Origin of the sequence: Pseudomonas sp. Irchel 3A5, assembly GCF_900187575.1 — a bacterium.
GTDB classification, from domain to species: Bacteria; Pseudomonadota; Gammaproteobacteria; order Pseudomonadales; family Pseudomonadaceae; genus Aquipseudomonas; species Aquipseudomonas folii.
In genome coordinates this window covers 181,894-207,165 of record NZ_FYDU01000006.1, presented here as the reverse complement: position 1 = coordinate 207,165, position 25,272 = coordinate 181,894, and the positions used below count along the sequence as shown (strand labels likewise).

The 25,272-nt window shown below is 57.2% G+C and carries 25 protein-coding genes, 4 tRNA genes and 1 pseudogene; 15 read left to right on the top strand and 15 right to left on the bottom strand.

All coding sequences use genetic code 11. The features are described 5' to 3' along the window. Window positions 1-67: 67 nt before the first annotated feature. The 5 genes from dkgB to CKW31_RS11910 all read right to left on the bottom strand — a co-directional run bounded on the left by dkgB (window position 68) and on the right by CKW31_RS11910 (window position 3,175). Window positions 68-871, bottom strand: a complete 804-nt coding sequence (dkgB, locus tag CKW31_RS11930) for a 2,5-didehydrogluconate reductase DkgB (protein WP_095094774.1) — start codon at window positions 869-871, stop codon at window positions 68-70. A gap of 284 nt (window positions 872-1,155) precedes the next feature. Beyond that, window positions 1,156-1,710, bottom strand: coding sequence for a DUF1003 domain-containing protein (locus CKW31_RS11925; RefSeq protein ID WP_095094772.1), 555 nt, complete (start codon window positions 1,708-1,710; stop codon window positions 1,156-1,158). A 260-nt stretch (window positions 1,711-1,970) separates the two neighbouring features. Continuing rightward, a complete protein-coding gene (locus tag CKW31_RS11920) occupies window positions 1,971-2,168 on the bottom strand; it encodes a hypothetical protein (RefSeq protein ID WP_095094770.1) in 198 nt (65 codons plus the stop codon). Window positions 2,169-2,290: 122 nt separating this feature from the next. After that, window positions 2,291-2,773 (bottom strand): GreA/GreB family elongation factor, encoded by a 483-nt coding sequence (locus CKW31_RS11915; protein WP_095094768.1) that lies wholly within the window; start codon window positions 2,771-2,773, stop codon window positions 2,291-2,293. 3 nt (window positions 2,774-2,776) lie between these two features. Then, window positions 2,777-3,175 carry a hypothetical protein gene (locus tag CKW31_RS11910; protein WP_095095175.1) on the bottom strand — a complete coding sequence of 133 codons (399 nt, stop codon included), beginning with the start codon at window positions 3,173-3,175 and terminating at the stop codon, window positions 2,777-2,779. 118 nt (window positions 3,176-3,293) lie between these two features. Between CKW31_RS11910 and earP the strand changes: the two genes are divergently transcribed. Next, window positions 3,294-4,439 carry an elongation factor P maturation arginine rhamnosyltransferase EarP gene (gene earP / locus CKW31_RS11905; protein ID WP_095094766.1) on the top strand — a complete coding sequence of 382 codons (1,146 nt, stop codon included), beginning with the start codon at window positions 3,294-3,296 and terminating at the stop codon, window positions 4,437-4,439. A gap of 97 nt (window positions 4,440-4,536) precedes the next feature. After that, window positions 4,537-5,106 carry an elongation factor P gene (locus CKW31_RS11900; RefSeq protein WP_027900557.1) on the top strand — a complete coding sequence of 190 codons (570 nt, stop codon included), beginning with the start codon at window positions 4,537-4,539 and terminating at the stop codon, window positions 5,104-5,106. Between the two features lie 213 nt (window positions 5,107-5,319). Here CKW31_RS11900 and CKW31_RS11895 read toward each other — a convergent pair whose 3' ends face one another. Together CKW31_RS11895 and CKW31_RS11890 are read right to left on the bottom strand one after the other, a co-directional pair. Next, entirely contained in the window at window positions 5,320-5,739 is a 420-nt protein-coding gene (locus tag CKW31_RS11895) for an organic hydroperoxide resistance protein (protein WP_095094764.1), read from the bottom strand. A gap of 433 nt (window positions 5,740-6,172) precedes the next feature. Continuing rightward, window positions 6,173-6,640, bottom strand: a complete 468-nt coding sequence (locus tag CKW31_RS11890) for a MarR family winged helix-turn-helix transcriptional regulator (protein ID WP_095094762.1) — start codon at window positions 6,638-6,640, stop codon at window positions 6,173-6,175. Window positions 6,641-6,844: 204 nt separating this feature from the next. On the opposite strand from CKW31_RS11890, the gene CKW31_RS11885 reads away from it, so the two are divergent. Continuing rightward, a complete protein-coding gene (locus CKW31_RS11885; RefSeq protein WP_176469871.1) occupies window positions 6,845-7,591 on the top strand; it encodes a sulfite exporter TauE/SafE family protein in 747 nt (248 codons plus the stop codon). Here CKW31_RS11885 and CKW31_RS11880 read toward each other — a convergent pair. Further along, window positions 7,581-8,462, bottom strand: coding sequence for a LysR substrate-binding domain-containing protein (locus CKW31_RS11880; protein WP_371856727.1), 882 nt, complete (start codon window positions 8,460-8,462; stop codon window positions 7,581-7,583). The genes CKW31_RS11885 and CKW31_RS11880 overlap by 11 nt on opposite strands. Window positions 8,463-8,529: 67 nt before the next feature. Here CKW31_RS11880 and CKW31_RS11875 point away from each other — a divergent pair, with 67 nt between their 5' ends. Further along, the gene (locus CKW31_RS11875) at window positions 8,530-8,766 is read left to right on the top strand and encodes a DUF1127 domain-containing protein (protein WP_371856726.1); all 237 of its coding nucleotides are present in this window, start codon (window positions 8,530-8,532) and stop codon (window positions 8,764-8,766) included. 112 nt (window positions 8,767-8,878) lie between these two features. Here CKW31_RS11875 and CKW31_RS11870 read toward each other — a convergent pair whose 3' ends face one another. Further along, on the bottom strand, window positions 8,879-10,225 hold the full coding sequence (locus CKW31_RS11870) for a class II 3-deoxy-7-phosphoheptulonate synthase (RefSeq protein WP_087270979.1): 1,347 nt from the start codon (window positions 10,223-10,225) through the stop codon (window positions 8,879-8,881). Between the two features lie 218 nt (window positions 10,226-10,443). Here CKW31_RS11870 and CKW31_RS11865 point away from each other — a divergent pair, with 218 nt between their 5' ends. Next, window positions 10,444-11,199 carry a spermidine synthase gene (locus CKW31_RS11865; protein ID WP_095094758.1) on the top strand — a complete coding sequence of 252 codons (756 nt, stop codon included), beginning with the start codon at window positions 10,444-10,446 and terminating at the stop codon, window positions 11,197-11,199. Window positions 11,200-11,202: 3 nt separating this feature from the next. Here the strand turns inward: CKW31_RS11865 and CKW31_RS11860 are convergent. Beyond that, a pseudogene (locus CKW31_RS11860) lies at window positions 11,203-11,993 on the bottom strand (crotonase/enoyl-CoA hydratase family protein). A 385-nt stretch (window positions 11,994-12,378) separates the two neighbouring features. Here CKW31_RS11860 and CKW31_RS11850 point away from each other — a divergent pair. Next, entirely contained in the window at window positions 12,379-14,088 is a 1,710-nt protein-coding gene (locus CKW31_RS11850; RefSeq protein ID WP_176469863.1) for a DEAD/DEAH box helicase, read from the top strand. Window positions 14,089-14,292: 204 nt separating this feature from the next. Here CKW31_RS11850 and CKW31_RS11845 read toward each other — a convergent pair whose 3' ends face one another. After that, a complete protein-coding gene (locus tag CKW31_RS11845; protein ID WP_095094754.1) occupies window positions 14,293-15,060 on the bottom strand; it encodes a class III extradiol ring-cleavage dioxygenase in 768 nt (255 codons plus the stop codon). A 103-nt stretch (window positions 15,061-15,163) separates the two neighbouring features. Between CKW31_RS11845 and CKW31_RS11840 the strand changes: the two genes are divergently transcribed. Next, window positions 15,164-15,820, top strand: coding sequence for a thiopurine S-methyltransferase (locus tag CKW31_RS11840; protein WP_095094752.1), 657 nt, complete (start codon window positions 15,164-15,166; stop codon window positions 15,818-15,820). Window positions 15,821-16,043: 223 nt separating this feature from the next. Here CKW31_RS11840 and htpX read toward each other — a convergent pair whose 3' ends face one another. Together htpX and CKW31_RS11830 are read right to left on the bottom strand one after the other, a co-directional pair. Beyond that, window positions 16,044-16,931, bottom strand: a complete 888-nt coding sequence (gene htpX, locus CKW31_RS11835; protein ID WP_027902444.1) for a protease HtpX — start codon at window positions 16,929-16,931, stop codon at window positions 16,044-16,046. A 317-nt stretch (window positions 16,932-17,248) separates the two neighbouring features. Continuing rightward, the gene (locus CKW31_RS11830; protein WP_027902445.1) at window positions 17,249-18,460 is read right to left on the bottom strand and encodes a pyridoxal phosphate-dependent aminotransferase; all 1,212 of its coding nucleotides are present in this window, start codon (window positions 18,458-18,460) and stop codon (window positions 17,249-17,251) included. Window positions 18,461-18,652: 192 nt separating this feature from the next. Between CKW31_RS11830 and msrB the strand changes: the two genes are divergently transcribed. Both msrB and CKW31_RS11820 read left to right on the top strand, forming a co-directional pair. After that, on the top strand, window positions 18,653-19,051 hold the full coding sequence (msrB, locus tag CKW31_RS11825; protein WP_095094750.1) for a peptide-methionine (R)-S-oxide reductase MsrB: 399 nt from the start codon (window positions 18,653-18,655) through the stop codon (window positions 19,049-19,051). Window positions 19,052-19,278: 227 nt separating this feature from the next. Further along, the gene (locus CKW31_RS11820) at window positions 19,279-19,764 is read left to right on the top strand and encodes a glutathione peroxidase (RefSeq protein ID WP_095094748.1); all 486 of its coding nucleotides are present in this window, start codon (window positions 19,279-19,281) and stop codon (window positions 19,762-19,764) included. Here the strand turns inward: CKW31_RS11820 and CKW31_RS11815 are convergent, their stop codons facing one another. Then, window positions 19,765-22,107 carry a response regulator gene (locus CKW31_RS11815; RefSeq protein ID WP_095094746.1) on the bottom strand — a complete coding sequence of 781 codons (2,343 nt, stop codon included), beginning with the start codon at window positions 22,105-22,107 and terminating at the stop codon, window positions 19,765-19,767. 284 nt (window positions 22,108-22,391) lie between these two features. On the opposite strand from CKW31_RS11815, the gene CKW31_RS11810 reads away from it, so the two are divergent. Continuing rightward, window positions 22,392-23,282 (top strand): ATP-binding protein, encoded by an 891-nt coding sequence (locus CKW31_RS11810; protein ID WP_095094744.1) that lies wholly within the window; start codon window positions 22,392-22,394, stop codon window positions 23,280-23,282. After that, a complete protein-coding gene (locus tag CKW31_RS11805; protein WP_095094742.1) occupies window positions 23,279-23,761 on the top strand; it encodes a GAF domain-containing protein in 483 nt (160 codons plus the stop codon). The genes CKW31_RS11810 and CKW31_RS11805 overlap by 4 nt, the downstream gene beginning before the upstream one ends. Before the next feature lie 47 nt (window positions 23,762-23,808). On the opposite strand, the gene CKW31_RS11800 is transcribed toward CKW31_RS11805, so the two are convergent. Beyond that, window positions 23,809-24,567 (bottom strand): hypothetical protein, encoded by a 759-nt coding sequence (locus CKW31_RS11800; RefSeq protein WP_095094740.1) that lies wholly within the window; start codon window positions 24,565-24,567, stop codon window positions 23,809-23,811. Between the two features lie 288 nt (window positions 24,568-24,855). On the opposite strand from CKW31_RS11800, the gene CKW31_RS11795 reads away from it, so the two are divergent. The 4 genes from CKW31_RS11795 to CKW31_RS11780 all read left to right on the top strand — a co-directional run bounded on the left by CKW31_RS11795 (window position 24,856) and on the right by CKW31_RS11780 (window position 25,268). Then, window positions 24,856-24,931: transfer RNA gene (locus tag CKW31_RS11795), tRNA-Glu, on the top strand. 4 nt (window positions 24,932-24,935) lie between these two features. Continuing rightward, a tRNA-Gly gene (locus CKW31_RS11790) sits at window positions 24,936-25,011 on the top strand. 103 nt (window positions 25,012-25,114) lie between these two features. Next, window positions 25,115-25,190 (top strand) — tRNA-Glu (locus tag CKW31_RS11785). A gap of 2 nt (window positions 25,191-25,192) precedes the next feature. Further along, window positions 25,193-25,268 (top strand) — tRNA-Gly (locus CKW31_RS11780). The last annotated feature ends 4 nt before the right edge of the window (window positions 25,269-25,272 follow it).

The window sequence follows — 25,272 nt, the reverse complement described above, 5'->3', positions numbered from 1 at the left end:
CTTCGCGATAGCGTTGTGTCAGAGACAGCTAGCTCCCACAGGGATCGCATTCCAGGTCAGGTTCTGATCAATCCCACTTAGGCGCAAGGCTGGCAGGGCTGGTCAGGCGGTGGCCGCGATCAAGCGCTGCGATCTGTGCCATCTCTTCGTCGCTCAGTTTCAGATCCTGAGCCTTGAGGTTGCTTTCCAGATTGCTGCGTTTGGTCGACGACGGGATCACCGCATAACCCAGTTGCATCGCCCAGGCCAGCGTCACTTGTGCGGTCGAAGCATTGTGGCGTTTGGCGATCTGTTCGATCACTGGATCCTTCAGCACTTCACCGTACGCCAATGTCATGTAAGACGTGATCTGAATGCCGTGTTGTTTGGCAAAATCAGCCACCTTGCGGTTTTGCAGGTACGGATGCAGCTCGATCTGGTTGGTGGCAATGTTCTCGGCGCCCACCACTTCGATGGCTTCCTTCATCAGCGCAATCGTGAAGTTGGAAATGCCGATCTGTTTGGTCAGGCCCTGCTGCTTTGCCTCCAACAGAGCGGTCATGAATTCTTTGACCGAGACTTTGCCTTCTGGTGAGGGCCAGTGAATCAGCGTCAGATCCACATGATCAGTCTTCAGTTTCGCCAGGCTTTCCTTGAGGCTCGGGATCAGCTTGTCTGCGGCGAAGTTGTCGGTCCAGATCTTGGTGGTGATGAACAACTCTTCACGAGGCACGCCGCTGTCGGCAATCGCTTTACCGACTTCGGCTTCGTTGCCATAGATCTGAGCGGTGTCGATGACCCGATAACCGAGTTCGAGGCCATTGGTCACCGAGTCGATGACCACCTGATCCTTGAGGCGAAAAGTACCGAGGCCGAATGCTGGAATAGACATGTGTGGTGCTCCTTCAAATTGATTCAAACAAACAAGACGTGAGCTCAGTATCCCGGCTCGGACTGCGGAGAAAAACAGTGCAACGGGAAAGGGATATTTGCCTGTGCGTCACGAATGGGCTTGTAAGATTGGTCAGTAGAAGGCGTGGAGGGTTCAAGATTTAGCTTATTCGCACGGGATCTGTAGGAGCTCACGAGCACCGCGAGGCAGCGATAGCGTTTTGTCTGACACTCCGCTATCGCTGCCTCGCGGTGCTCGTGAGCTCCTACAAGCAAGGGTTTCGTTCAAATATCCAATATTGGCTTTTTGCCGCTTTCAACGGTGTCGCGTTTCACAAAGTGCTTATGCATGTCCGAGGTGAGCGTCTCGACGCGTTCAGTCAGCGACTTGGTCAGCTCGGTGAGGCGAGTGTTCTGTTCCAGCAACGAGAGCATTTGTGCTGCAAGATCTTCGCGGTGTTGTGCGTCGGCATCGGCGTTGGCTTTATCCCGAGCCGACTGGCGGGTCTGAGCCAGCAGAATCAGCGGCGCGGCGTAGGCCGATTGCAGGCTGAATGCCAGGTTGAGCAGGATGAACGGGTACAGATCGAATTGAGTCAGGCCCGTGGCATTACAAATCACCCAGAGCAAGACAATGACGGTTTGCGCGCCGAGAAACGCGGGCGTGCCAAAGAAGCGGGCAAAGGCCTCCGCCTTGAGGGCAAAACTATCGTTGCCAAACGTACTGGCAAGGTGCGCGTGGTGCTTGTGGAAACGCAGATGATCGACAGTTTTTTTGACGGCCGATTCGGCGGTGGTGTGTGGTTCAGAGTGGTCGTGTTCAGATCCAGCGGGGTTCATGACGGTTTCCACATTACCGGGACGTGCGCCCACTATAGGCGCTTGCGCGGGATTGGGGTGTCATGGGTTCGCCGGGAGATGCAGTCCCGCTGTTGGCGTGATGTCGTGGGACCGGCTTCAGCCGGGAAGAGGCCGGAACCATCACTGAAAACGGGTCGTCAGTAATGCCGCTTTCCCGGCTAAAACCGGTCCCACGTCATAAGCTGCGGGCAAGCATAGGCTCTCCCATAGGATTACGTCCCCTATGAGCCTGGGCGGAATCAATCCGGATGCAAGGGCTTGGACAGCGACATAATGGCTGCGTAGTCATAGACGTACTGACGTCCTGCATGGCTGGTCTTACGTAACTGGTCGATCAGCAGTCGCTCTTTCTTGTTCAGGTATCTCAGCCCAGGGTGGTCACTTGACTTGAGGCGATCACGTTCATGGGCGTCAGGGAAAGCAATGACGTTAGTCATGAAATATCTCCTACTTAGTGAGTCCTTGCTTCCGGTTATGTAGTCCCGGTCACTTTATGTGGCGACGAAGCCACCATACCCAGAAAAAGTTGGAGCGATCAACCCTGCAAATGAATAGCCGGTCACACTATCTGCGTGACTTCGAAGGTTTGGCTGCTGCTATTGACGCGAATTTCCAGCTCATCGCCCGCCTGTTTACCCAGCAGGCTCTGGCCCAATGGCGCACGGGCGGTAATCACCGTAATGGCGTGCTCGCTGTATTGAATCTTCAGACCAGCGGCATCGGGTCCCAGAAACAGATGCTGCTCAACACCCAGGTGATTTTCTAATGTGATCAGGTCGCCGGGCTGAATACCTTTGTCCTCGTTGAATGGCGCAAGCGTCAGCTTTTGATAGAGCATCAGCGACTGGCGAATTTCTTCTACTCGCCGCGCCTGACCCGCCGCCAGATAAGAGGCTTCCAGCCCCAGCGTGTCGTATTTGTTTTCGGCGATGTTTTCTTCGTGGGTCGCGGTTTCATAGGCGGTCTGCGCAGCGCGCTGGGCGATATCCAGGTCCACCTCTAATTTGTCGATGATCAGATGCAACACGTCTTGCTTGTTCATGGTTTATCCGCAGAACTGGATGACATTGGCGCGGCTTTTTTCGCTGGGAGCGGTGCGGTCCTGCTGCATCCAGAAGTTGCATTTGGGGCCGTTGAAGTTTCTTTGCTGTTGTTCCTGAGCCTGTTCCCACGCTTGGCGAGCCTCACTTTCCCGCAGGCTTTGCTCATACTTTTCGAACATGGTTTTTTCCGCAGCGGGCGCAGGTTTCTCGACGGGCGGCGCGCTCAGTTGTGCGGCGGCGTTATTGATTACCTGGGTCTCGGCCGCAGGCAAGGCTTTGTAGAGCAGCATGCCGGTCAGCGCTACTGCGACAAAACCAAGCCAGATACCGATGGCGATACAGGCGATCAGTTTCAACGGATGAAGGGAAACATTCAGCTCGCGGCGGTGTTGAGTAGGCATGGCAGGATCTCGGCGTTGACTGCAGATGCTGCGATTGTGCCATGAGCAGAGGCTGGTGAATGCCGGTTGTCTGAAGGACAATCGGCGTTTTTTATCATCCAGCCTCAGGGAGCCGGACATGAAAGCCTCTTGGGACATTTTTTGCAGCGTCGTCGACAACTACGGTGACATCGGCGTGACCTGGCGTCTGGCCCGGCAACTGGTGGCCGAGCATGGTCTGAAGGTGCGCCTGTGGGTCGATGATCTGGCTGCCTTCGTGCGCCTGTGCCCCGGCGCTGATGCCTCGGCCGCGCAGCAGTGGCGGGAAGGGGTCAGTGTCCATCACTGGCCTGAAGACTGGCAGCCCACCGAGGTTGCCGATGTAATCATCGAAGCGTTCGCCTGCCGTCTGCCGCCCGATTACGTGGATGCCATTGCACAAAGTTCGCCGCGTCCGGTATGGATCAATCTGGAATACCTCAGTGCTGAGGATTGGGTGAGCGGTTGCCATGGCCTTCCCTCGGTGCAATCCAACGGTTTGCGCAAATTCTTTTTCTTTCCGGGCTTTGTTCCGACCACTGGTGGGTTGTTGCAAGAGCGCGAGCTGCTTGCCACACGTCAAGGGTTTCAGCAGAACAGAGCAGAGCGCAGCCATTTCCTGCAAGGGCTTGGGGTTACCCCTGACGATGGCACGCGATTGATCTCGGTATTTGCCTACGAGAACCCAGGCATCGGCGCCTGGCTCGACGCGTTGGCGACCGACAGCAAGGCGAGCCACTTATTGGTACCGGAAGGCCGCATTCTGGGAGATCTGCAACGCTGGCTTGGCGTCGACTCGCTTCAGGCTGGGGCACAGGAAACGCGCGGGGCGTTGACGGTTCAGGTACTGCCGTTCGTCAGACAGGAGGATTACGACCGTCTTTTGTGGTCCTGTGATTTCAACGTGGTACGCGGCGAAGACTCTTTCGTAAGAGCGCAATGGGCGGGGCGGCCGTTGCTCTGGCACATTTATGAGCAAGAGGATGACGCTCACTGGGTCAAGCTCGATGCCTTTCTGGAACATTACCTTGCAGGGCTCTCGCACGAGGCTGCACAGGCATTGAGCGGTTTCTGGCGCAGCTGGAATGCGGGGGAGAAGGGCGCTGAAAGCTGGCAAGCGCTGCTTGAGCACTGGCCAGAGATCACGGAGCACGCTGAAAGCTGGTGTCTGCAACAAGCTTCCCATGCTGATCTTGCGACGGCGCTGGTACTGTTTTGTGGAGTTTCGTATGATACGCGGCCTTGAGATTAGGCTCTGTACGAAAAAGACCTTCGCGTGACACGCGCGAAGCGGTTTCTCGTACAGAGCCTCGGCAAATTCCATCCAAATTCGGATATACGCAATGAAAACTGGTAAAGAACTCAAACCCGGTACCGTGATTCGTCTTGAAAATGACCCTTGGCTGGTTCAGAAAGCTGAATTCACCAAGTCCGGTCGTAACAGCGCCATCATGAAGACCAAGCTGAAAAACCTGCTGACCGGTTACAAGACCGAGATCGTTTACAGCGCTGACGACAAACTGGACGACGTAATCCTCGACCGCAAAGAAGCGACCCTGTCCTTCATCAGCGGCGACACCTACACGTTCATGGACACCACTGACTACACCATGTACGAGCTGAACGCTGAAGACATCGAAGCCGTTCTGCCATTCGTGGAAGAAGGCATGACCGACGTTTGCGAAGCGATCTTCTTCGAAGAGCGTCTGGTTTCCGTAGAGCTGCCGACCACCATCGTTCGCGTCGTTGACTACACCGAAGGTTCGGCTCGTGGCGACACTTCCGGCAAGGTGATGAAGCCTGCCAAGCTGGCCAACGGTACCGAACTGCAGGTTGCTGATTTCATCGAAATCGGTGACCGCATCGAAATCGATACCCGTGAAGGCGGTTCCTACAAAGGCCGTGCTAAATAAGCACAGCTTTTACTGCTTCCACAAAAAAGCCCGCAGAGATGCGGGCTTTTTTGTGGGCGCTTGTCGAACGAACATGGCTGCCCTTGCGGGAGCGAATTCATTCGCGAAAGCTATGTATTAGCCAACAGAAACGTGTCGGCTGTACTGGCCTCTTCGCGAATGAATTCGCTCCTACGGGTTTCGGCCAAGTGGCGGCAACGGGACCCGTTACGATTACACGGTTACGTGCAGACGCACATCAACGTTGCCACGAGTAGCGTTCGAGTACGGGCACACTTGGTGAGCGGCTTCAACCAGTTGCTCGGCATCAGCTTGTTCCAGACCCGGCAGGTTGATGTTCAGGTCGATATCCAGACCGAAACCACCAGGAATCTGACCAATGCCGACATGGGTCGTGATCGAGGCGTCAGCCGGGATGCTGCGCTTGCTTTGACCGGCGACGAATTTCAGCGCGCCGATGAAGCAGGCCGAGTAACCGGCAGCGAACAGTTGCTCAGGGTTGGTGGCTGCACCACCTGCGCCGCCCAGTTCTTTTGGCGTGGAGAGTTTCACGTCGAGGATGTTGTCGCTGGAAACAGCACGACCATCACGGCCGCCGGTTGCAGTTGCGATGCCAGTGTAAAGCGTATCCATGGTGTCACCTCATTCAAGATCGGGAAATCGTAGTGATCGGGTCGTTCAAAGCTTGTCTGTTTGCGCTGGAAAGGTATGCGCTAACGGGTACGAAATAAATGTATCGCGCAAATAGTTTGCGCGCAAGATAATATTTTGAATTTTAAATCTGGATTCAGGCTCGCTCTTGTCAAACGGATATAACTAACTGATTTGGAATGATTTTGTCTGTAGGAGCGCGCTTGCCCGCGATTGCGCCAGCACAGACGATATATTTATCGACTCACAGACCGAATCGCGGGCAAGCGCGCTCCTACAGGTCCCAGTTTGCTGCGCGACAGCATAGTGTCAGGGAGACCGGGCAAACTCTTATCAAACTGCATGCAGACCGCTGAATTGAAATGAATCCTGCAGAAATTGCATCAAATGGTTGGCCAGCCAGAGGGAAACGTCCTTAAACACTGCCCTGCAGATTCTCGCGAAGCTTGAGCAGCTCACCTTGCAACGCTTGCAGTTGTTCAATCTCCAGGCCGCTGGCGGACAAGATGCAGCCGGGGACAGTCAGGGCTTTTTGCTGCAAGGCCCGGCCTTGCTTGGTCAGGTGCAGCAGCACCACACGTTCGTCTTCCTTGCTGCGGGTACGGCTGATCAGACCTTCACCTTCCAGGCGCTTGAGCAGCGGCGTCAGCGAGCCCGGATCTGTCAGCAACCGGGTGCTGACGTCGCCAACGGTCAAGCCGTCCTGTTCCCAGAGCACCATCATCGCCAGATACTGCGGATACGTCAGGCCCAGCGCCTGCAGCAATGGTTTGTAGACCTTGGTCATCAGCAAGGACGTGGAGTAGAGGGCGAAACACAGTTGGTTGTCGAGCTGCAACGCTTGGCAGTTACTGTCGGCAGTGGAGCTGGCGTCAGCGCTCATGGGGTGTTCCTCTTTTGCGTGTGTCATGCCGACAATTTAGTGCCGTGATCTTTGATGCGCCAGATAAATTCCGGCAGTCGCTGCATGCAGCCAGCGATGGCTCGCGATCGCGGGCATGAAACCTGGGTGATAGCGCACATCGGTTATTTGCCTGAGCAGCCAGACTGCGTAGCATGCGCGCATTGTTTGAGAAGGGATTGCGGCGTGATTGAAGTGGTGATGTTCGTAGCGTTGGGTGCCGCCATGGGCACTCTGGGTGGGTTGTTCGGTATTGGCGGTGGCCTGGTTGCGATTCCCGCTCTAGGCGTGCTGTTCGGGCTTGATCAACAGCTGGCCCAAGGCACCGCTTTGTTGATGGTATTGCCCAACGTGCTGTTGGCGCTGTGGCGTTACAACCAGCGCAATCGCATTTCCATGCGCAACGCCATGATGTTGATCATCCCGAGTTTCTGTCTGGCGTGGCTGACATCGTTGTGGGCGGTACGCCTTGATCCACAGCACATGCGTGTGGCGTTCATTGCCTTTCTGATTTTGCTCACGGTCTTCAATCTCGCGCAGATGTTCTGGCGCAAACATCACGCCAGTACCGGCTTGCGCCACGTCAACCGGCTCTGGTTGCTGGGGATGGGGTCGGGCGTCACCGGAGGCCTGTTCGGCGTCGGTGGCGGGGTGATTGCGACGCCGATTCTGACCAGTTTTTTTGGTGCTAGCCAAGTGGTTGCTCAAGGTCTTGCGTTGGCGCTGGCTGCCCCGAGTACTGCCATCACCCTGTTTACCTACGCGCTGCATGACCACGTCAATTGGAGCATGGGCATTCCCCTGGCTGTGGGTGGGCTGGCCAGCATCAGTTGGGGCGTCAAGCTGGCGCACTCGCTGCCCGAGCGTTTGCTGCGCTCGTTGTTCTGCGGCTTTTTGGTGGTCTGTGCGGTGATCCTGGCTTTTAAAGCCTGAAGCCTTCGGCGATGTGTTCGGCCAGGCATTCAGTGATCGGTGAAGGATTTTTCGGATTACGCAGCAGGACGATGCTCGCCAGTGGTAGCTGGGGCATCTGTTCTGCCTCGCCGATAATGCGTAAATCCGGGGTCAGCAGACTTTCCAGTTGGGCGGTCACGGCCAGGCCGGCTGTCACCACCGCGCTGATAGCCGCCAGACTCGCACTGGTGTAGGCAATCCGGTAATCGCGCTGCATGGTGTCCAGGGCATTGCAGGCCCACGTCCGGCAAAAACAGTCGGTGTTGAACATCGCCAAAGGCACCGGATTTTGTTCATGAGGATAAAAGCCTTGAGCGACCATCCAGACGAATCGCTCCTGACGCAGGATTTGGCCGATCTCGGTGCCGGGTTCGCGGGTGACGATACTCAGGTCCAGATCCTGACGCAGGAGCAATTGTCTGGAGGGTTCGCAGTGCACTTCAATCTGCACCAACGGATAGGCCTGTGCGAAACGCTGGAGAATGCCGGGCAAAAAACGCATGACGTAATCGTCCGGTGAGCCAATCTTCACCACGCCCACCATATGCGGCTCGCGCAGGGTGTTGAAGACCTCTCCATGCAGCTTCAGGATCCGCCGGGCATAACCCAGTAGCACTTGCCCCTCAATCGTCAGGCTGACGGTGCGTCCATCCTTCTGGAAGAGGGGGCGCTGGATCAAATCCTCCTCCAGACGCTTCATCTGCATGCTGACGGCCGACTGGGTGCGGTTCACCACTTCGCCTGCTCGGGTAAACCCACCGTGATCGGCGATGGCCACAAAGGTGCGCAGGAGCTCCGTGTCGATGCTCGGATAACTGGCCAATACATCAATCTCCCATATGGGGCGCATAAGAAACATTCGTTGGATTGATCTTAACGCTGGCGCGAGACTCTAGCCATCCCACATGGAGGGCAAGATGATGAAAGGTCAAAAAGGTTATGTGCTGGTACTGAAAACCCGGTCCCGTGATTCCTGGTTCGAGCGCCTGCTCAGGTCCATCAGGAGACACGCTTCCCGTTGGTCAGAGCTGCATCGCCAGCGTAGGCAATTGGCGAGCTTGAGTGACGCAGCTTTGAAGGATCTTGGTTTGAGCCGTGCGGATGTCTATCGGGAAGCCGAGCAGCACTTCTGGAAGGACCCGATGAAGCGCTGATGTTGGTGGCTGTAGCATTTGTAGGAGCTGCCGAAGGCTGCGATGGCGGTGTGTCAAAGGTATGCAATCGCAGCCTTCGGCAGCTCCTACAAGTCTTGGGTTTGCCTGAGGCCTAGCGCTTTACCTGCTTCAACGTCTCTGCAATCAGAAACGCCAGCTCCAGTGACTGATCGGCGTTCATGCGTGGGTCGCAGTGGGTGTGATAACGATCCGACAAGCCATCTTCAGTGATCGGCCGGGCACCGCCAATGCATTCGGTGACGTTCTGCCCGGTCATTTCGATATGGATGCCGCCTGCATACGTGCCTTCTGCCTGATGCACCTGGAAGAACTGTTTCACCTCGCCAAGGATCTGCGCGAAGTCCCGAGTCTTGTAGCCGCTGCTGGCTTTGATCGTGTTGCCGTGCATCGGGTCGGAACTCCACAGCACCTTGCGGCCTTCACGTTCAACGGCGCGGATCAACTGTGGCAAGTGGTCGCCGACCTTGTTCGCGCCCATGCGGGCGATCAGGTTGAGACGGCCGGGGTCATTGTCCGGGTTGAGGATGTCGATCAGGCGAATCAGGTCGTCGGTGTTCATGCTTGGCCCGACTTTCACGCCAATCGGGTTGTTCACCCCGCGTAAAAACTCCACATGAGCGCCGTCCAGTTGCCGGGTGCGGTCGCCGATCCACAGCATGTGCGCCGAGCAATCGTAGTAATCGTTGGTCAGGCTGTCGCGCCGCACAAAGGCTTCTTCATAGTTCAGCAGCAGCGCTTCGTGGGCCGTGAAAAAGCTGGTTTCGCGCAGTTGCGGCGAGCTGTCCATTCCGCAGGCACGCATGAACGCCAGGGTTTCATCAATGCGGTCGGCCAGTTGGCTGTACTTCTCGGCCAGGGCCGAGTTGGCGATGAAGTCCAGGTTCCATTTGTGGACCTGATGCAGGTCGGCAAAACCGCCCTGCGCGAAGGCACGCAGCAGGTTCAGAGTCGCGGTGGACTGGTTGTAAGCCTGAATCAGTCGGTCAGGGTCCGGAACGCGGCTTTTTTCATCGAAGCCGATGGCGTTGACGATATCGCCCCGATACGCAGGAAACGTCACGCCGTCGATGGTTTCATCGTTGGCTGAACGGGGTTTTGCGAACTGACCGGCCATACGACCGACCTTCACAACCGGGCAGCCAGCGGCGAAGGTCATGACGATCGCCATCTGTAGCAAGACTTTGAATGTGTCGCGAATCTTGGCGGCGGAGAACTCGACGAAGCTCTCGGCGCAATCACCGCCCTGCAACAGGAAGGCGCGGCCCTGAGTCACCTCGGCAAACTGTCGGCGCAGCTCTCTGGCTTCGCCCGCAAACACCAGCGGCGGATAGCTTGCCAACGTCTGCTCGACCTTCAACAAGTGCGCAGCATCGGGGTATTGAGGTTGCTGCTGAATAGGCAATGCCCTCCAGCTGTCGGGGCTCCAGGGTTGGCTCATCATGAACTCAAGGTCAGGCAATCGGACCGGCATGTTAGCAGTTCGCCGAGCCGTCGCCAGCGAACAAGGGATGATCGGAGCCCCAGCACCAATATGAGAGGCGGCAATTAAAGAGAAAGAGCGTGACCTTAACGCTGTGCTTGATCGACAATTCGCTTTTTGCGCGGTCCAGCGACCGCATCAACAGGCCAGACTTGGGCTCGCCGCTAGGAGAAGCAATGACTGAGGAGCGGGTGGAGCGGATTCTGGCCGAGGTGCACGACGATTTCGGCATGATTCGTGTGCTGGAAGTCGACGACTATCGCTTTCTGGAATTCGGCGATGCCATCGAGCAAAGCTGCACCTTCACGGCCGATCCCAGCTGGCTTGAGTACGACTACACCCGGGCGATGCTGATTGGCGCGTTGTGTCACGAAGCCCCGGAAAGCGCGCTGTTCCTGGGCCTGGGCGCTGGCACCCTGACTCAGGCTTGCCTGAGATTCCTGCCGCTGGAAGACGTCGAGGCCATCGAGTTACGCCCTGACGTGCCACGTCTGGCGATTGAATTCATGGGCCTGGATGACGATCCGCGGTTGTATATCCGTATCGGTGATGCACTGGAACTGCTGGACACCGCCGAACCGGCTGACCTGATTTTCGTCGACCTCTACACCGATGTCGGTCCTGGCGTCGGGCATCTGGCCTGGAAATTCCTTGAGAGCTGTCAGAAACGTCTGAATTCCGGTGGCTGGCTGGTGATCAATCAGTGGGCGTCGGACGACGGTAAGCCCTTGGGCGCGGCGCTGTTGCGCGGCCTTTATCACCGGCACTACTGGGAACTGCCGGTGAAGGAGGGCAACGTTATCCTGATCGTGCCTGCCGACCTGGATCAGGAACTGGATGTTGCATCACTGAGTGCGCGCGCTGAAGAGCTGGCACCGCGCCTCGGTTACTCGCTGGCGTCGTTGATCAAGGATCTGCGCCCGGCAACTTGATCTTCAATGTCCATTGAACACCCCGGGCCTGCGCTCTTGCATGGCAAGCAGGCCTTCTTTGGCATCCTCGGTGCTCATCAGGCGGTTGACCATGGCCGGTAGCGCCTGGGCGGCGACTGTTTCGCCTTCGAGCACCGCCTGACGGGCGGAGGCAATCGTTGCGCGAATCGCCAGAGGTGCCTGTTCTGCGATGCGTCCGGCCAACAGCAGGGCATAGGGCAGCAGGTCTTCCGGGGCCGTAACTTCCTGCACCAGGCCCATGCGACAGGCTTCATGGGCATCGAACTCATCGCCGGTCAGCAGCCATCGCATGGCGTTGCCCCAACCGGCGATCTGATGCAGACGCAATGTGGCGCCCCCAAAGGCGAAGATCCCGCGATGGACTTCCAGTTGCGCAAAGTGGGTCGTGCTTGCGCACAAATTGATGTCCGAGGCGAGCATCAGCTCAATGCCCAGGGTCAGGCAGTAACCTTGTGCGCAATGATCACCGGCTTGCTAACCCGTGGGCCTGCGAAAACGCCCCACGGGTCACAACCGCCTTCGGGCACCTGCCAGCCATTGATCAGCGCCGGACCCGCTTCGGCCAGATCCAGCCCGGCAGTGAAATGCTCGCCATGGGCGAAAACCACCAGGACCCGGGCCTGATCCTCACGTTCGTATTCACCGTAAGCCAGGCTTAGCTGGTTGAGCAGCTCAAGATCGAATGCGTTGCGCTTGGCGACACGATCCAGGCCGATGAGCATCACGTGGTCGTGCAGTTCACGGCTGACACGGCCTTTTGTAGAGGAAGTCATGTAGGAAGTCCCTGCGCGTGGAGTAGGATCGGAGGCGGACTGTCTGACTGATAAGGTGAACCGTTTAAGCAGTTTCTCCCGTAAACCCGGGCCTTTGCAAAATAGACACTGTTGCCGGTTTGCGCAAAGCCTGTAGGTCTTGGGCATTGGCCATGATTGGTAGTGAAAAAAATCCTCACTTTTTTGCGTAATTCCGGTATAGTGCGCGCCGGTCTTTAACAGGACCCTCGTCAAGGTATTGCAATTCCCCGAAGCCAGCTTCGGCTGCTTGTTCGCTCTGCGGACTATCCTAGGCGATCCATTCATCAAACGTTTTCGCAAATCCCCGCCGACAAAGCAGCCAGGGTGACTTTAGGGTCGTACACGGCACGCGCAGCTTTGGAGCATGGGTCTTTGCGGATGCACTAGAGGCAGACCCATGACCCAGGAACTCGGCGGCTTCGCCGCTCTTGAACTTCACCCTAATATTGTTGCAGCCGTCGTCGCGACTGGCTACGAAGAGCCTTCGGCCATTCAGCAGCAATCGATCCCTATTATCCTTGCTGGCCACGACATGATCGGTCAGGCGCAAACCGGTACCGGTAAAACCGCCGCGTTCGCACTGCCTATCCTGCATCGTATCGACCCAAGCAAGCGCGAGCCGCAAGCACTGATCCTGGCGCCGACTCGTGAACTGGCCCTGCAAGTGGCCACCGCTTTCGAAACCTACGCCAAGCAAATGCCGGGCGTTACCGTTGTGGCTGTCTACGGCGGTGCGCCGATGGGCCCGCAACTGAAAGCAATCCGCAATGGCGCACAGATTGTTGTCGCTACACCGGGCCGTCTGTGCGATCACCTGCGTCGTGACGAAAAAGTCCTCGCTACCGTGAACCACCTGGTTCTCGACGAAGCGGACGAAATGCTCAAACTGGGCTTCATGGACGACCTGGAAGTTATCTTCAAGGCCATGCCGGAAACCCGTCAGACCGTTTTGTTCTCGGCTACCCTGCCGCAGTCGATCCGTGCCATCGCCGAGCGCCATCTGCGCGATCCGAAGCACGTCAAGATCCAGACCAAGACCCAGACCGTTACCGCGATCGAACAGGCTCACCTGTTGGTTCACGCTGACCAGAAGACCTCTGCTGTACTGAGCCTGCTGGAAGTCGAAGATTTCGACGCCCTGATCATGTTCGTACGTACCAAGCAAGCGACCCTGGATCTGGCGAGCGCCCTTGAAGCCAAAGGCTACAAGGCAGCTGCACTGAACGGCGACATCGCTCAAAACCAGCGCGAGCGCGTTATCGACTCCCTCAAGGATGGCCGCCTGGACATCGTTGTAGCGACCGACGTTGCTGCCCGTGGTCTGGACGTTCCGCGCATCACTCACGTATTCAACGTTGACATGCCGTACGACCCAGAGTCCTACGTTCACCGTATCGGCCGTACTGGCCGTGCCGGTCGCGAAGGTCGTGCACTGCTGCTGGTGACTCCACGTGAGCGCCGCATGCTGCAAGTGATCGAGCGTGTAACCGGTCAGAAAGTTGCCGAAGTCCGCCTGCCGGATGCTCAGGCTGTTCTCGATGCCCGCATCAAGAAACTGACCAACAGCCTGTCGCCACTGGTTGGCGATGCCGAGTCGACTCACGGCGAACTGCTGGATCGTCTGACTGCCGATATCGGTTGCAGCCCGCGCGCCCTGGCCGCTGCCCTGCTGCGCAAAGCTACCAACGGTCAGGCTCTGACCCTGGCTGCCATCGAACGCGAGCGCCCACTGGTGCCGAACAACGCACCGCGTGAGCGTAGCGATCGTTCGTCGTCGGATCGTCCAGAGCGCAGTGGTGATCGTGAGCGTCGCGCTCCGGTTCCATTGGCCGAAGGTCGTGCTCGCTGCCGTACCGCGCTGGGTGCGCGTGATGGTATCGCTGCCAAGAACCTGCTGGGTGCAATCCTCAACGAAGGCGGCCTGGCCCGCGAAGCAATCGGCCGCATCCAGGTGCGCGACAGCTTCAGCCTGGTTGAGCTGCCGGAGGATGGCCTTGAGCGTCTGCTGACCAAACTCAAGGACACCCGCGTTGCAGGCAAGCAGTTGAAGCTGCGTCGCTATCGCGAAGATTGATCGACTCTTTGAGTTGATCGTCTGAAGCAAAAAAATCCCCGACTGGTTCGGGGATTTTTTTGTCTGAATTTTGATATGTCGCAGCAAATAGGGTCCATGTAGGAGCTCACCGAGGTTACGAGGCCAGCGATGGCGGTTTGCCTGACAGACCGCTATCGCTTGCCTCGTAACCTCGGTGAGCTCCTACAGGACTGGATTCAAATCTCACCCAAACCTGTAAATATCCATCCCCAGCGCGCCCATTGTGAAGCCTTTGTGCGCCACGCTGAATTCACCACCGGCACCGCGTGCGAAGTAAAGCGGTAGCAAATGCTCATCGCTCGGGTGATTGCGAGCAGCGTTGGGTGCGTTTGTCCGGTAGTCATGCAGAGCGGCTTCGTCATTGCTGGCCAGCTTCTCGATCATCCAGTCGCGAAACGACTTGGCCCATGGCTCTACGCTTTCAGGCCCTGCATGCCAATCCAGTTCGCCCAGATTGTGGGTGATGCTGCCCGAGCCAATGATCAATACACCCTGATCACGCAGACTGGCCAGCGCCCGGCCGACGCGAGTTTGCAGCGCCGGACCTTCCCTGCTGGGCAGGGAGACCTGAACGATCGGAATGTCGGCATTGGGATACATCAATGACAGAGGAACCCAAACACCATGATCAAACGGCCGCTGGCTGTTCGTCCGTGCCGGCAGTCCGGCAGCCTGCAATAACCCTGCAACTTCAGTGCTCAGCTTCGGCAAGCCTGGGGCGGGGTACTGCACCGCAAACAGGGCCGCGGGGAAACCGCCAAAGTCATGCCAGGTTTCCGGATGTGGGTTAGCGTTGACCAGCAGCTCCTGGCTTTCCCAGTGAGCTGAAACAATAACAATGGCCTTCGGCCTGGGCATCTCGGCTGCGAGACGCGCCAGGGCCGGGCCGCTTTCACCGGGTTCCAGCGCAAGCATCGGCGAGCCGTGGGATATAAACAGGCTGGGGAACATAGCGGGCGTCCTGAGCGTTAAGATGTCTCCATCTTCAGTCAGATCATTGATCTAAATCTAATATAAGTTTTAGCGCTTTTTGATCGAATTATAAGGAGCATTCATGCAGGCCGAATTTTGGCATGAGCGGTGGGCCGCCAACCAAATTGGTTTCCACCAGCGACAGGTGAATCCCTTGCTCCAGCGCTTCTGGCCGGAACTCGCGGTCTGGCAGGGGGCTCGGGTGTTGGTGCCCTTGTGCGGCAAGAGTCTGGATCTGGTCTGGCTTGCAGGGCAGGGACATCGAGTACTGGGTGTCGAACTGTCGGAAAAGGCAGTTCAGGATTTTTTCAGTGAGCAACGGCTGGAGCCAGTCATCAGCCAGAACGGCGCTTTCAAGGTTTATGGCTACGAAGGGATCGAATTGTGGTGTGGCGATTTCTTCGCGTTGCGTGCCGAGGATGTTGCCGAGTGCGCAGCGCTTTATGATCGAGCCGCCTTGATTGCTTTGCCGCCTGCGATGCGTGAGCAGTATGCCGCGCACCTGTCATCAGTGTTGCCTGCCCAATGTCAGGGCCTGTTGATTACGCTGGATTATGATCAGGCAAAGATTGATGGACCGCCGTTCTCTGTTCCGGACGAGGAGGTGCAGCGATTGCTTGCCGAGGACTGGGAGCTGGACATACTGCAGACCAGCGACGTGCTCAAGGGCAGCGTGAAATTTGAGCAGCGCGGTGTGGAGCGCCTGGAAGAGCGGGTTTATCGGATGGTTCGACGCTGAATGGTATGACCAGGAGCGAGCTTGTTTACGAAGCGCCAGACCTGACTCGCCGCGTGAAACCCTCTCGCGAACAAGTTCGCTCCTACCTGGCACACTGCTAATCGGTAGGAGCGAACTTGTTCGCGAGGGCGTCGTGCCTGGCACAACACCGTGTCAAATCTCTCGCCACGGTAGCTTGAGATAAAAAAACCGGCACTAAGGCCGGTTTTTTTATTCAGATCGATCAACCGCGGCGACGCAGCGCCTCGATACGATCTTCCAGAGCCGGGTGGCTCATGAACAGCGCGGCCAAGCCGCTTTTCAGGCCGCCGTTGATGCCGAAAGCCGTCAGGCTGTCAGGCATCTGCACTGGCACGCCCTGTTCGGAGCGCAGACGTTGCAGCGCGCCGATCATGGCACTGGTGCCTGCCAGGCGGGCACCGGCTTCGTCAGCACGGTATTCGCGTTTGCGCGAGAACCACATGACGATGGCGCTGGCCAGGAAGCCCAGCACCAGTTCGGCAAAGATCGTGGTCACGTAGTAAGCGATGCCCTGACCGTTTTCGGTCTTGAAGATCACCTTGTCGACGAAATTACCGATGATACGAGCGAAGAACATTACAAAGGTGTTCACCACGCCCTGCACCAGCGCCAGGGTCACCATGTCGCCATTGGCAACGTGACCGATTTCGTGAGCCAGTACCGCTTTCACTTCATCAGGCGAGAAGCGCTCCAGCAGACCCTGGCTGACGGCAACCAGTGCATCATTCTTGTTCCAGCCTGTGGCGAAGGCGTTGGCTTCGTAGGCAGGGAAGATCCCGACTTCCGGCATCTTGATGCCAGCGTCGCGGGACAGTTGCTCAACGGTTTGCACGAGCCATTGTTCATGGCGGGTACGCGGCTGGGTGATGATCTGGGTGCCGGTGCTCATTTTCGCCATCCACTTGGAGATGAACAGCGAGAACAGCGAGCCGGCGAAACCAAATACAGCGCAGAAGATCAGCAGCTGATTGAGGTTCAGATCAACCCCATTGGCCGCCATGAACCCGTTGAAGCCAAAAAGGCTCAGGGTGATGCTGGCAATCAGCACGACCGCCAGGTTAGTGGCCAAAAACAGCAAAATGCGCATCATGGTTTGGATGTTCTCCTGTGACGAATATGTAACGCGTTGCGGGGTATATAAGGTGATGTCAGCGGCTATTCAACCTGACTACTATTTCAAACTGTGTCGTCTTGCGCGAACCAGTAGCATTCGCTTTAGGCAAACAGGTTGCGACCCAGAGCGGCTGGCTCTGAATGCAGTTACGCGCAGATTGTTTTTTTGTATTGCGGCACAAGTGCGGTACAGCAAAAGCGATCCCTTACTCAGGAATCGCTATGACCGCGAAGTGATGGCAGGAATTCCCGCCGGGCGCAATTTCTGGCATGCGCCGCAGCGGAATCCTGGGGTTACTGGCGATACGTCTTGAGGAAATTGCCGATGCGACCGATGGCTTGATCCAGGTCGTCGACGCGCGGCAGGGTAACCACACGGAAGTGGTCAGGCCATGGCCAGTTGAATGCAGTGCCTTGAACGATCAGCAGCTTTTCCGACAGGAGCAGGTCGAGGGCGAACTTTTCGTCGTTGTGGATCGGACAGACCTTCGGGTCGATCCGCGGGAACGCATAGAGTGCGCCCATTGGTTTCACACAGCTGACGCCGGGAATATCGTTGAGCAGTTCCCAGGTGCGGTTGCGTTGCTCCAGCAAGCGGCCTGGTGGCAGAACCAGATCGTTGATGCTCTGGTAGCCGCCCAGCGCGGTTTGAATGGCGTGTTGGCTCGGCACGTTGGCGCACAGACGCATGTTGGCGAGGATGTCGATGCCTTCGATGTAGCTTTGCGCATTGTGCTTGGGACCGGAGATGGCCACCCAGCCGGAGCGGAAGCCTGCCACGCGATAGGATTTGGACAGACCGTTGAACGTCAGGCAAAGCAGGTCAGGCGCCAGCGAGGCGGTGCAGATGTGCACGGCGTCGTCGTAGAGAATCTTGTCGTAGATCTCGTCGGAAAAAACCACCAGATTATGCTGGCGCGCCAGTTCGAGCATGCCTTCCAGTACTTCTTTGGAATACACGGCACCGGTCGGGTTGTTGGGGTTGATGATCACCATGGCTTTGGTGTTCGGCGTGATCTTGGCCTTGATATCGGCCAGATCAGGCCACCAGTTGGCCTGCTCATCGCACAAATAGTGCACCGGGTTACCGCCGGCCAGACTGACGGCAGCGGTCCACAGCGGATAGTCTGGAGCCGGGATCAGTACTTCATCGCCATTGTTGAGCAGTGCCTGCATCGACATCACGATCAGTTCGGAAACGCCGTTGCCCAGGTAGATGTCTTCGATGCCGACGCCTTCAACCTGCTTCTGCTGGTAATACTGCATAACGGCCTTGCGCGCGCTGAACAGGCCTTTGGAGTCACTGTAGCCTTGAGCCGTCGGCAGGTTGCGGATCACGTCCTGCAGAATTTCGTCCGGCGCTTCGAAACCAAATGGCGCAGGGTTGCCGATGTTCAGCTTGAGGATGCGATGGCCTTCCTCTTCCAGGCGTTTGGCGTGCTTGAGCACTGGGCCGCGAATGTCATAGCAGACGTTGGCGAGCTTGTTCGATTTGCTGAACTGCATGGTGATTGATCCCGAAAATGGACGAGCCGTAGCGAGCTGGAAATCTGGTTCGCCGGGTATGACGCCGTAAAAATGAGTTTGTATGGGCGAAACGTGAGTGACAGACTGGCGCCTAACGAGGCGCAATGATACGTGCCACCTGATCTGTGGAGAAGATACAGATCAGGCTTTTTCGACTGCGGAGGTGTACCTGTGGAAAAGTTGGACAAGACGCTGGAAGAATGGCGGGCCATGCTTGACCCGGAGCAGTACAACGTTTGCCGCCTCAAAGGCACCGAACGTCCGTTCTCCGGCAAATACAACAGCACCAAGACTGATGGCGTCTACCATTGCATCTGTTGCAACGAGGCGCTTTTCGATTCCGCCACCAAATTCGATTCCGGCTGTGGCTGGCCAAGTTTCTACGCGCCACTTGAAGGCAGTGCAGTGGTCGAAGTACGTGATGTCAGCCACGGGATGATCCGTACAGAAGTGGTCTGCGCCAAATGTGACGCGCATCTGGGCCATGTATTCCCTGACGGCCCGCCGCCAACGGGCCTGCGCTATTGCATCAACTCGGTGTGTCTGGACCTGGTGCCGCGCGGCGCTTGAGCGGATCCGTGGGACCGGCTTCAGCCGGGAAGACTTTGGTTCTGACAATGCACATGTAGCGCCTGGTGAGGCCTCTTCCCGGATAAAGCCGGTCCCACGTCAGAGTGCCTCTGTACCTTTCACAGCCCAGAGCCACTTATAAGTACCCATCACCCCCGGAAATGGAGATGCGCACCAGTCAATGGCGCGCTAATTTCATGACCCGCTTTTCATCAAGGATCACTGTCATGAGCGCCAATTTGCTGAGCATTCCGGTTACCACGATCAAAGGCGAATCGAAAACTCTTGCCGATTTCGCCGGCAAGGCTGTGCTGGTGGTCAATACGGCGAGCAAGTGCGGGTTTACCCCGCAGTACGAAGGGCTTGAAAAGCTCTGGAAGGACTACAAGGATCAAGGGCTGGTGGTATTGGGCTTTCCCTGCAATCAGTTTGGCAAGCAGGAGCCGGGTAACGAAGGGGCGATTTCGGAGTTCTGTGAGCTGAATTTCGGAGTCAGTTTTCCGCTGTTCAAGAAAGTCGATGTCAACGGCAGCGACGCCCACCCGTTGTTCGTCCAGTTGAAAAAGCAGGCGCCGGGGTTACTCGGGTCCGAGCGCATCAAGTGGAACTTCACCAAGTTCCTCATCGGCAAGGACGGCCAGTTGGTCAAGCGCTTCGCGCCGCTGACCAAGCCCGAAGACCTGAAAAGCGAAATCGAGGCGCTGCTCAAGTAGTCAGTCTGCCGGTAGCCATTGTTCCAGCAGGCTGACTAGCTCGGAACGGCGAAACGGCTTCGCCAGATAGTCACTCATGCCCGCCGCCCGGCAGCGTTCGCGTTCTTCGGGCATGGCGTTGGCAGTCAGCGCAATGATTGGCAGTTGCGGCCAGCGTCCGCATTGACGGATCTGGCGACTGGCTTCGTAACCGTCCATGACCGGCATATTGCAGTCCATCAGCACCAGATCGAACACATGAAGTTCAAGCTGCTCCAGCGCTTCGCCGCCATGGCTGCTCACAATGACCTCGCAGCCCAGTTTGCTCAATATCCCCCTGGCCACCAATTGGTTGACCGGATTGTCTTCCACCAGCAGGATTTTGGCCGGACGCAGGGTCTTGCCGTCGGCGGCTTCAGCATCCCTGTGAGGAATCTGCTCGGGTTGCAGAATCCGGGACAGGCTTTGATAAAGTGCATTGCGTGCCAGTGGTCGAGCATGCTGTTGCAGGGGAGCAAGGGCGCTGACCTGTTCGCTGGGCATGAAGTTGCCATAGGCGGTTACCAGCAGAATGGGCACGTCAATGGTCGGACGCATGCCAAACAGACATTCCGGACAATCAGTGATCACCAGATCAGGACTGCTCCCAGGGTCCATATTCAGCACCTTGTCATCCATGCTCCATCGCTGAAAATCGATACCCCACTCAGGCAGCAAATTGCCCAGTAGCTCTACAAGCCCGCTACCCGCGTTGCTGACAACCACGACACGGCCTTTGAGAGGCGGCGGAGTAATGGCGGCCTGATGGATGGGCAGTGGCAGATCAGCGCAGAATTGGCTGCCGAATCCTGACGCTGACTGAATACTCAATTGCCCGGACATGGCTTCACACAGGTTATGGGTCAGTGCCAGACCCAATCCGGTGCCACCAAACTGCCGGGTAATCGCTGCTTCTGCCTGGGTAAACGGCTGGAAAATCCTCGCCTGTGCTTCCTGGGCGATGCCGATGCCGGTATCCCGCACTTCAATGCGTACGCTGTTTTCCTGGGTTTCAGGATCCAGATAGTTGCTCAGACGCACATCCACCCGACCAAAACGGGTGAACTTCAGCGCGTTGGAAAGCAGGTTGCTGACGATCTGTCGAACCCGCGTCGGATCACCCACCACCAAAGCCGGGAATTGTGTATCGATGAAGCAGGTCAGCTCGACGCTGGGCGCGGCGTTCTGTGACAGCAGGTTAGCGGTGTCTTCTACCAGCGCGCCGAGGTCGAAGGGGATGCGCTCGACCTGCAAGTGACCGGCGTTGAATTTGGACATGTCGAGGATGTCGTTGAGCAGTTCCACCAGCACCTTGCCCGAGTCGTGGGCAATCGACAGTTGCTGGCGCTGTTCGGCGGTCAGGGGGCTGTCCAGCGCAAGGGCCAGCATGCCCAGCAAGCCGTTGAGCGGCGTGCGGATTTCATGGCTCATGTTGGCCAGGAAAGCGGTGCGGGCCTGGGCCATGTCCAGCGCCGTACTGCGCGCGATTTTCAGCTCTTCATTGGACTTGCTCAGCCTTTCGTTACTGGCCTTCAATTCAGTGGTGCGGGCTGAAACGATATCTTCCAGTTCATTGCGATGCGCTGTCAGCCGGTCCTCGGCTTCTACCCGCCGTGCCAGCTCTGAAGCGATGTTTGCGAACTGGCGGTTGGCGACATCCACCAGCACGCCGATTTCATCGTTTTCATGCTTGGGTGGGCATCGCAGTGGCGTGGGAGTAGGGTTGCTTGAGTCCCGCGTGGCCAGAGCACGGATCACGTCAACCAGGGGCCTGGTCAGTGTCATGTAGAACAGAAGAGTCAGCACACCCGCCAGGATCAGGCTGCGCATGAAGCCATTGAGCAGCGTGATGCCCGAGCGCTGCAGGAAATGATCACCGAAAGCAAAGGTGTCGACGTTCAGACGCAGGGTGCCAATCGGTTCGTTGGGCAAGTGCGCCAGGTTCAGGGTGTCTTCAAACTGCCGGCTCTCGCCGAACAGGAAGTCGCTGACGAACCGGTAACGACTCTGCGAGAACGGGCGCTCTACACTTGAAAGCACCACATTGTTGTTGTCGGTCAGCCGGGCCCCGGCCACCGCGGGAGATTGCAACAGGCCCAGGGTCAGTTCCTGGGCCAGCTCGGCGTCGATGTTGTAGGCAATGCGCGAGGCTGGGTTATGGCTGATTTCCAGCAGAGAGCGAATTTCACGATCGATGGATGCATCTTCGCTGGCATAATCGAGGGCAATTTGTATCAGGCTCAGCAGCGTCCCCAGAATGAAGCCGAGCAGCACTGTCAGGCGGGCCTGTTTATACGAGAGCCGGTTGGTAAACGCTATGTCCATGAGGGTATTGCCGCTTCTGGTGTCCTTCGCGGGGGCAAGCATAGCTGATCGGAGCCGAGTCTTATCAAGCAACACGTAACTACCGGAACTAAAAGCATTTATGTATAGGGGTTCTCTTGATATTGACTCTACGCCCTGCAGGACCGGCTTTGGCCGGGAGATCGTTGTTCCTGACGAAATACATACAGTGAACCTAATGCCGCCCTCCCGGCTGAAGCCGGTCCTACAGAGAATTTCTCGGGTCGGGCAGGGCTAAATATTCATCAGTTAATCAAGGAGCCATTGTGGATTCTCGCTTGAATGCTTTTCTCGAACGCGCCGACGCTGTACTGGCGCGGCTTGAACCGCTGCTGCCTGCGCCACGGGAAGCGGTGGACTGGTCGCACGCCATGGCTGCGCGCTGGGTTCGTGAAGGCCGCAGCGGTTACCTGATGCCGCTTGAAGTCAGCCTCGACATGCGTTTGTCTGATCTGATCGGTGTCGATCTGCAACGTGAGCAGTTGGGCCGCAATACGCGCCAGTTCATCGACGGTCTGCCTGCCAACCACGCTTTGCTGTGGGGCTCGCGCGGGACAGGCAAGTCTTCGCTGATTCGTGCGCTGCTTGCCGAGTATGCCAACGCGGGTCTGCGCCTGATCGAAATCGAGCGCGATCATCTGGGCGATTTGCCGCGTGTCGTCGAGCAATTGCAGAAGCTGCCGCAACGTTTCGTGCTGTTCTGCGATGATTTGTCTTTCGAGGCCGGGGAGAGCGATTACCGGGTTCTAAAGAGTGTGCTTGATGGTTCTCTGGAGCAGGCTCCGGACAACGTTCTGCTTTACGCCACCTCCAACCGTCGTCATTTGGTGCCGGAAAAGGAAAGCGACAATCTCAACTGGCAGCAGGTCGATGGCGAACTGCATCCAAGCGAGGCCGTAGAGGACAAGATTGCGCTGTCGGATCGCTTCGGGCTGTGGCTATCTTTTTACCCGTTCACTCAGGAGCATTACCTGAACGTAGTAGAACACTGGATTACGCAACTCGCGCTGGCGGCTGGTCTGAGCTGGCAGCGTGATGAGGAACTGGACAAGCATGCGATCCGCTGGGCAACCGGGCGGGGCAACCGCAATGGCCGGTGTGCCTATCAATTTGCACGTTACTGGGTAGGGTTGAAATTGTTGGAGCAACAACCATGATCGATTTGCAAAACACCGGTGCCGGGCTGGAAGGCTATAGCCTTCTGGCTGCGCAGCTGGAATCTCTACTGGCTGATGAGAAAGACTTTATCGCCAACGCCGCGCAGTTCTCGGCTTTTTTGTACAGCCAGATCGATGACCTGAACTGGGCAGGCTTTTATCTCAATCGTGATGAAGAACTGGTTCTTGGACCGTTTCAGGGGCAGATCGCCTGTGTGCGTATCCCGTTCGGGCGCGGAGTGTGCGGTGCCGCAGCGCAAAGTCGGCAGACCCAGCGGGTCGAGGATGTGCATGAATTTCCGGGCCACATCGCCTGCGACAGCGCATCGAACAGCGAGCTGGTCGTACCGTTGGTCAAGGAAGGTCGTTTGATTGGGGTGTTGGATCTGGACAGTCCGAAAGTGGGACGCTTCTCGGAGCAGGATCAGGCAGGCATTGAGCAATTGGCAGCGATCTTTCTGAAATCCACTGACTGTTGAATCTGGTCGGCGCACCGCTCAATGCGGATGCGCCCACCCGGCATCTATCAGTCGTAGATGACTTTCTTCTTCCATTCCGACTCGGTGTCGTCTGCCTTCAGGCCTTCGGTCAGCGCGTTGTCATCGTCTGCGGTTGGCGCAATGTTGGTCAGCACCATGGAGTTGGCGCGTGCCAGCTGTTTTTCCATGGCGATCAATGCGGCTTGATACGTCACAGGGTCTGGCTGGTTCTTCAGGTATTGCACGCCGCGTTCGAATGCGAGACGCGCCTGACCAGGCTGATCCTGCTGCAGTGCGGCCTGGCCCAGGTTGTTGAAGAATTCAATATGCAGCATCACCAGAATGTTGCGGATCTCGCGAATCCAGTGCTTGGCTTCGCTGGTCTGCAGGAAACCGTCATGGGCTGCGCGAGTGACCTGGCCGTGCAGCGCTTCCAATAGAAAGCGGACATCTTTGGCCTTGGCTTCGGTCAGGATCGGACTTGCCGGGTTGGTTACTGCAATGGCATCGCCCTGTGCAACCAGGGTGTTCAGCTCATCGACGCGGGTTTTGAGTTGGGCACTGGTTTTATCCAGCGCCAGCATGCGCTGGACCACGTTGAGTTCAAGACGGGTCATCAGCAGCTTTAGAGCGGGGGTGACCAGCTGGCCGGGGAACGTCTCGGAAATTTCGCTGCAGCGACGCAGGCGGTCGCTGAGCTCGATCTTCGTTCGCGCTTTATCCAGCTTGGAGTTTTCTGCCACATGGTTGAGATAGCCGATCGCGATCAGGAGCGCAATGCCGGCTACTACCATCAGGGTAATCATCAGTGGAGTCACCGCGCGAACCTCTATATAAGCTGTAGTCAGTAAATTTGAAGTGAGTGTAGTGGCTAAGCACTATTGCGCATAGATGCACTGCTTGTAGTTTGTCGGCCAATCCGGAAATAGCTGAAGCGCAACGCGCCTGGCGGCCGCCTAAAGCAGGCGAAGTCATTGATTTAGATAAATTTTCACATTGGGGTTGACGACCTCTCAATCCATCCATAGAATGCGCGCCACTTACAGCGTAAAGCACCTAGCGAAACGCAAGTTAAGTAGTGAAGTTGTACGTGTGTCCCCTTCGTCTAGTGGCCTAGGACACCGCCCTTTCACGGCGGTAACAGGGGTTCGAGTCCCCTAGGGGACGCCATATTGCGGGAATAGCTCAGTTGGTAGAGCACGACCTTGCCAAGGTCGGGGTCGCGAGTTCGAGTCTCGTTTCCCGCTCCAGTTTATGCAGTCTTGCTCTCGGGCGAGGCTGAGTGAAACCAGAACCCAGTCTTAGGACTTGGATTTGGGCACTGAAATACACACCATGTGTTTCAGTTAGCGTGTCCCCTTCGTCTAGTGGCCTAGGACACCGCCCTTTCACGGCGGTAACAGGGGTTCGAGTCCCCTAGGGGACGCCATTGCGGGAATAGCTCAGTTGGTAGAGCACGACCTTGCCAAGGTCGGGGTCGCGAGTTCGAGTCTCGTTTCCCGCTCCATATT

Bases quoted from the DNA above. Each gene is read 5' to 3' on its own strand.
- dkgB (WP_095094774.1), bottom strand. From the start codon at position 871: ATGTCTATTCCAGCATTCGGCCTCGGTACTTTTCGCCTCAAGGATCAG.
- CKW31_RS11925 (WP_095094772.1), bottom strand. From the start codon at position 1,710: ATGAACCCCGCTGGATCTGAACACGACCACTCTGAACCACACACCACC.
- CKW31_RS11920 (WP_095094770.1), bottom strand. From the start codon at position 2,168: ATGACTAACGTCATTGCTTTCCCTGACGCCCATGAACGTGATCGCCTC.
- CKW31_RS11915 (WP_095094768.1), bottom strand. From the start codon at position 2,773: ATGAACAAGCAAGACGTGTTGCATCTGATCATCGACAAATTAGAGGTG.
- CKW31_RS11910 (WP_095095175.1), bottom strand. From the start codon at position 3,175: ATGCCTACTCAACACCGCCGCGAGCTGAATGTTTCCCTTCATCCGTTG.
- earP (WP_095094766.1), top strand. From the start codon at position 3,294: ATGAAAGCCTCTTGGGACATTTTTTGCAGCGTCGTCGACAACTACGGT.
- CKW31_RS11900 (WP_027900557.1), top strand. From the start codon at position 4,537: ATGAAAACTGGTAAAGAACTCAAACCCGGTACCGTGATTCGTCTTGAA.
- CKW31_RS11895 (WP_095094764.1), bottom strand. From the start codon at position 5,739: ATGGATACGCTTTACACTGGCATCGCAACTGCAACCGGCGGCCGTGAT.
- CKW31_RS11890 (WP_095094762.1), bottom strand. From the start codon at position 6,640: ATGAGCGCTGACGCCAGCTCCACTGCCGACAGTAACTGCCAAGCGTTG.
- CKW31_RS11880 (WP_371856727.1), bottom strand. From the start codon at position 8,462: ATGCGCCCCATATGGGAGATTGATGTATTGGCCAGTTATCCGAGCATC.
- CKW31_RS11875 (WP_371856726.1), top strand. From the start codon at position 8,530: ATGATGAAAGGTCAAAAAGGTTATGTGCTGGTACTGAAAACCCGGTCC.
- CKW31_RS11870 (WP_087270979.1), bottom strand. From the start codon at position 10,225: ATGAGCCAACCCTGGAGCCCCGACAGCTGGAGGGCATTGCCTATTCAG.
- CKW31_RS11865 (WP_095094758.1), top strand. From the start codon at position 10,444: ATGACTGAGGAGCGGGTGGAGCGGATTCTGGCCGAGGTGCACGACGAT.
- CKW31_RS11850 (WP_176469863.1), top strand. From the start codon at position 12,379: ATGGGTCTTTGCGGATGCACTAGAGGCAGACCCATGACCCAGGAACTC.
- CKW31_RS11845 (WP_095094754.1), bottom strand. From the start codon at position 15,060: ATGTTCCCCAGCCTGTTTATATCCCACGGCTCGCCGATGCTTGCGCTG.
- CKW31_RS11840 (WP_095094752.1), top strand. From the start codon at position 15,164: ATGCAGGCCGAATTTTGGCATGAGCGGTGGGCCGCCAACCAAATTGGT.
- htpX (WP_027902444.1), bottom strand. From the start codon at position 16,931: ATGATGCGCATTTTGCTGTTTTTGGCCACTAACCTGGCGGTCGTGCTG.
- CKW31_RS11830 (WP_027902445.1), bottom strand. From the start codon at position 18,460: ATGCAGTTCAGCAAATCGAACAAGCTCGCCAACGTCTGCTATGACATT.
- CKW31_RS11820 (WP_095094748.1), top strand. From the start codon at position 19,279: ATGAGCGCCAATTTGCTGAGCATTCCGGTTACCACGATCAAAGGCGAA.
- CKW31_RS11815 (WP_095094746.1), bottom strand. From the start codon at position 22,107: ATGGACATAGCGTTTACCAACCGGCTCTCGTATAAACAGGCCCGCCTG.
- CKW31_RS11805 (WP_095094742.1), top strand. From the start codon at position 23,279: ATGATCGATTTGCAAAACACCGGTGCCGGGCTGGAAGGCTATAGCCTT.
- CKW31_RS11800 (WP_095094740.1), bottom strand. From the start codon at position 24,567: ATGATTACCCTGATGGTAGTAGCCGGCATTGCGCTCCTGATCGCGATC.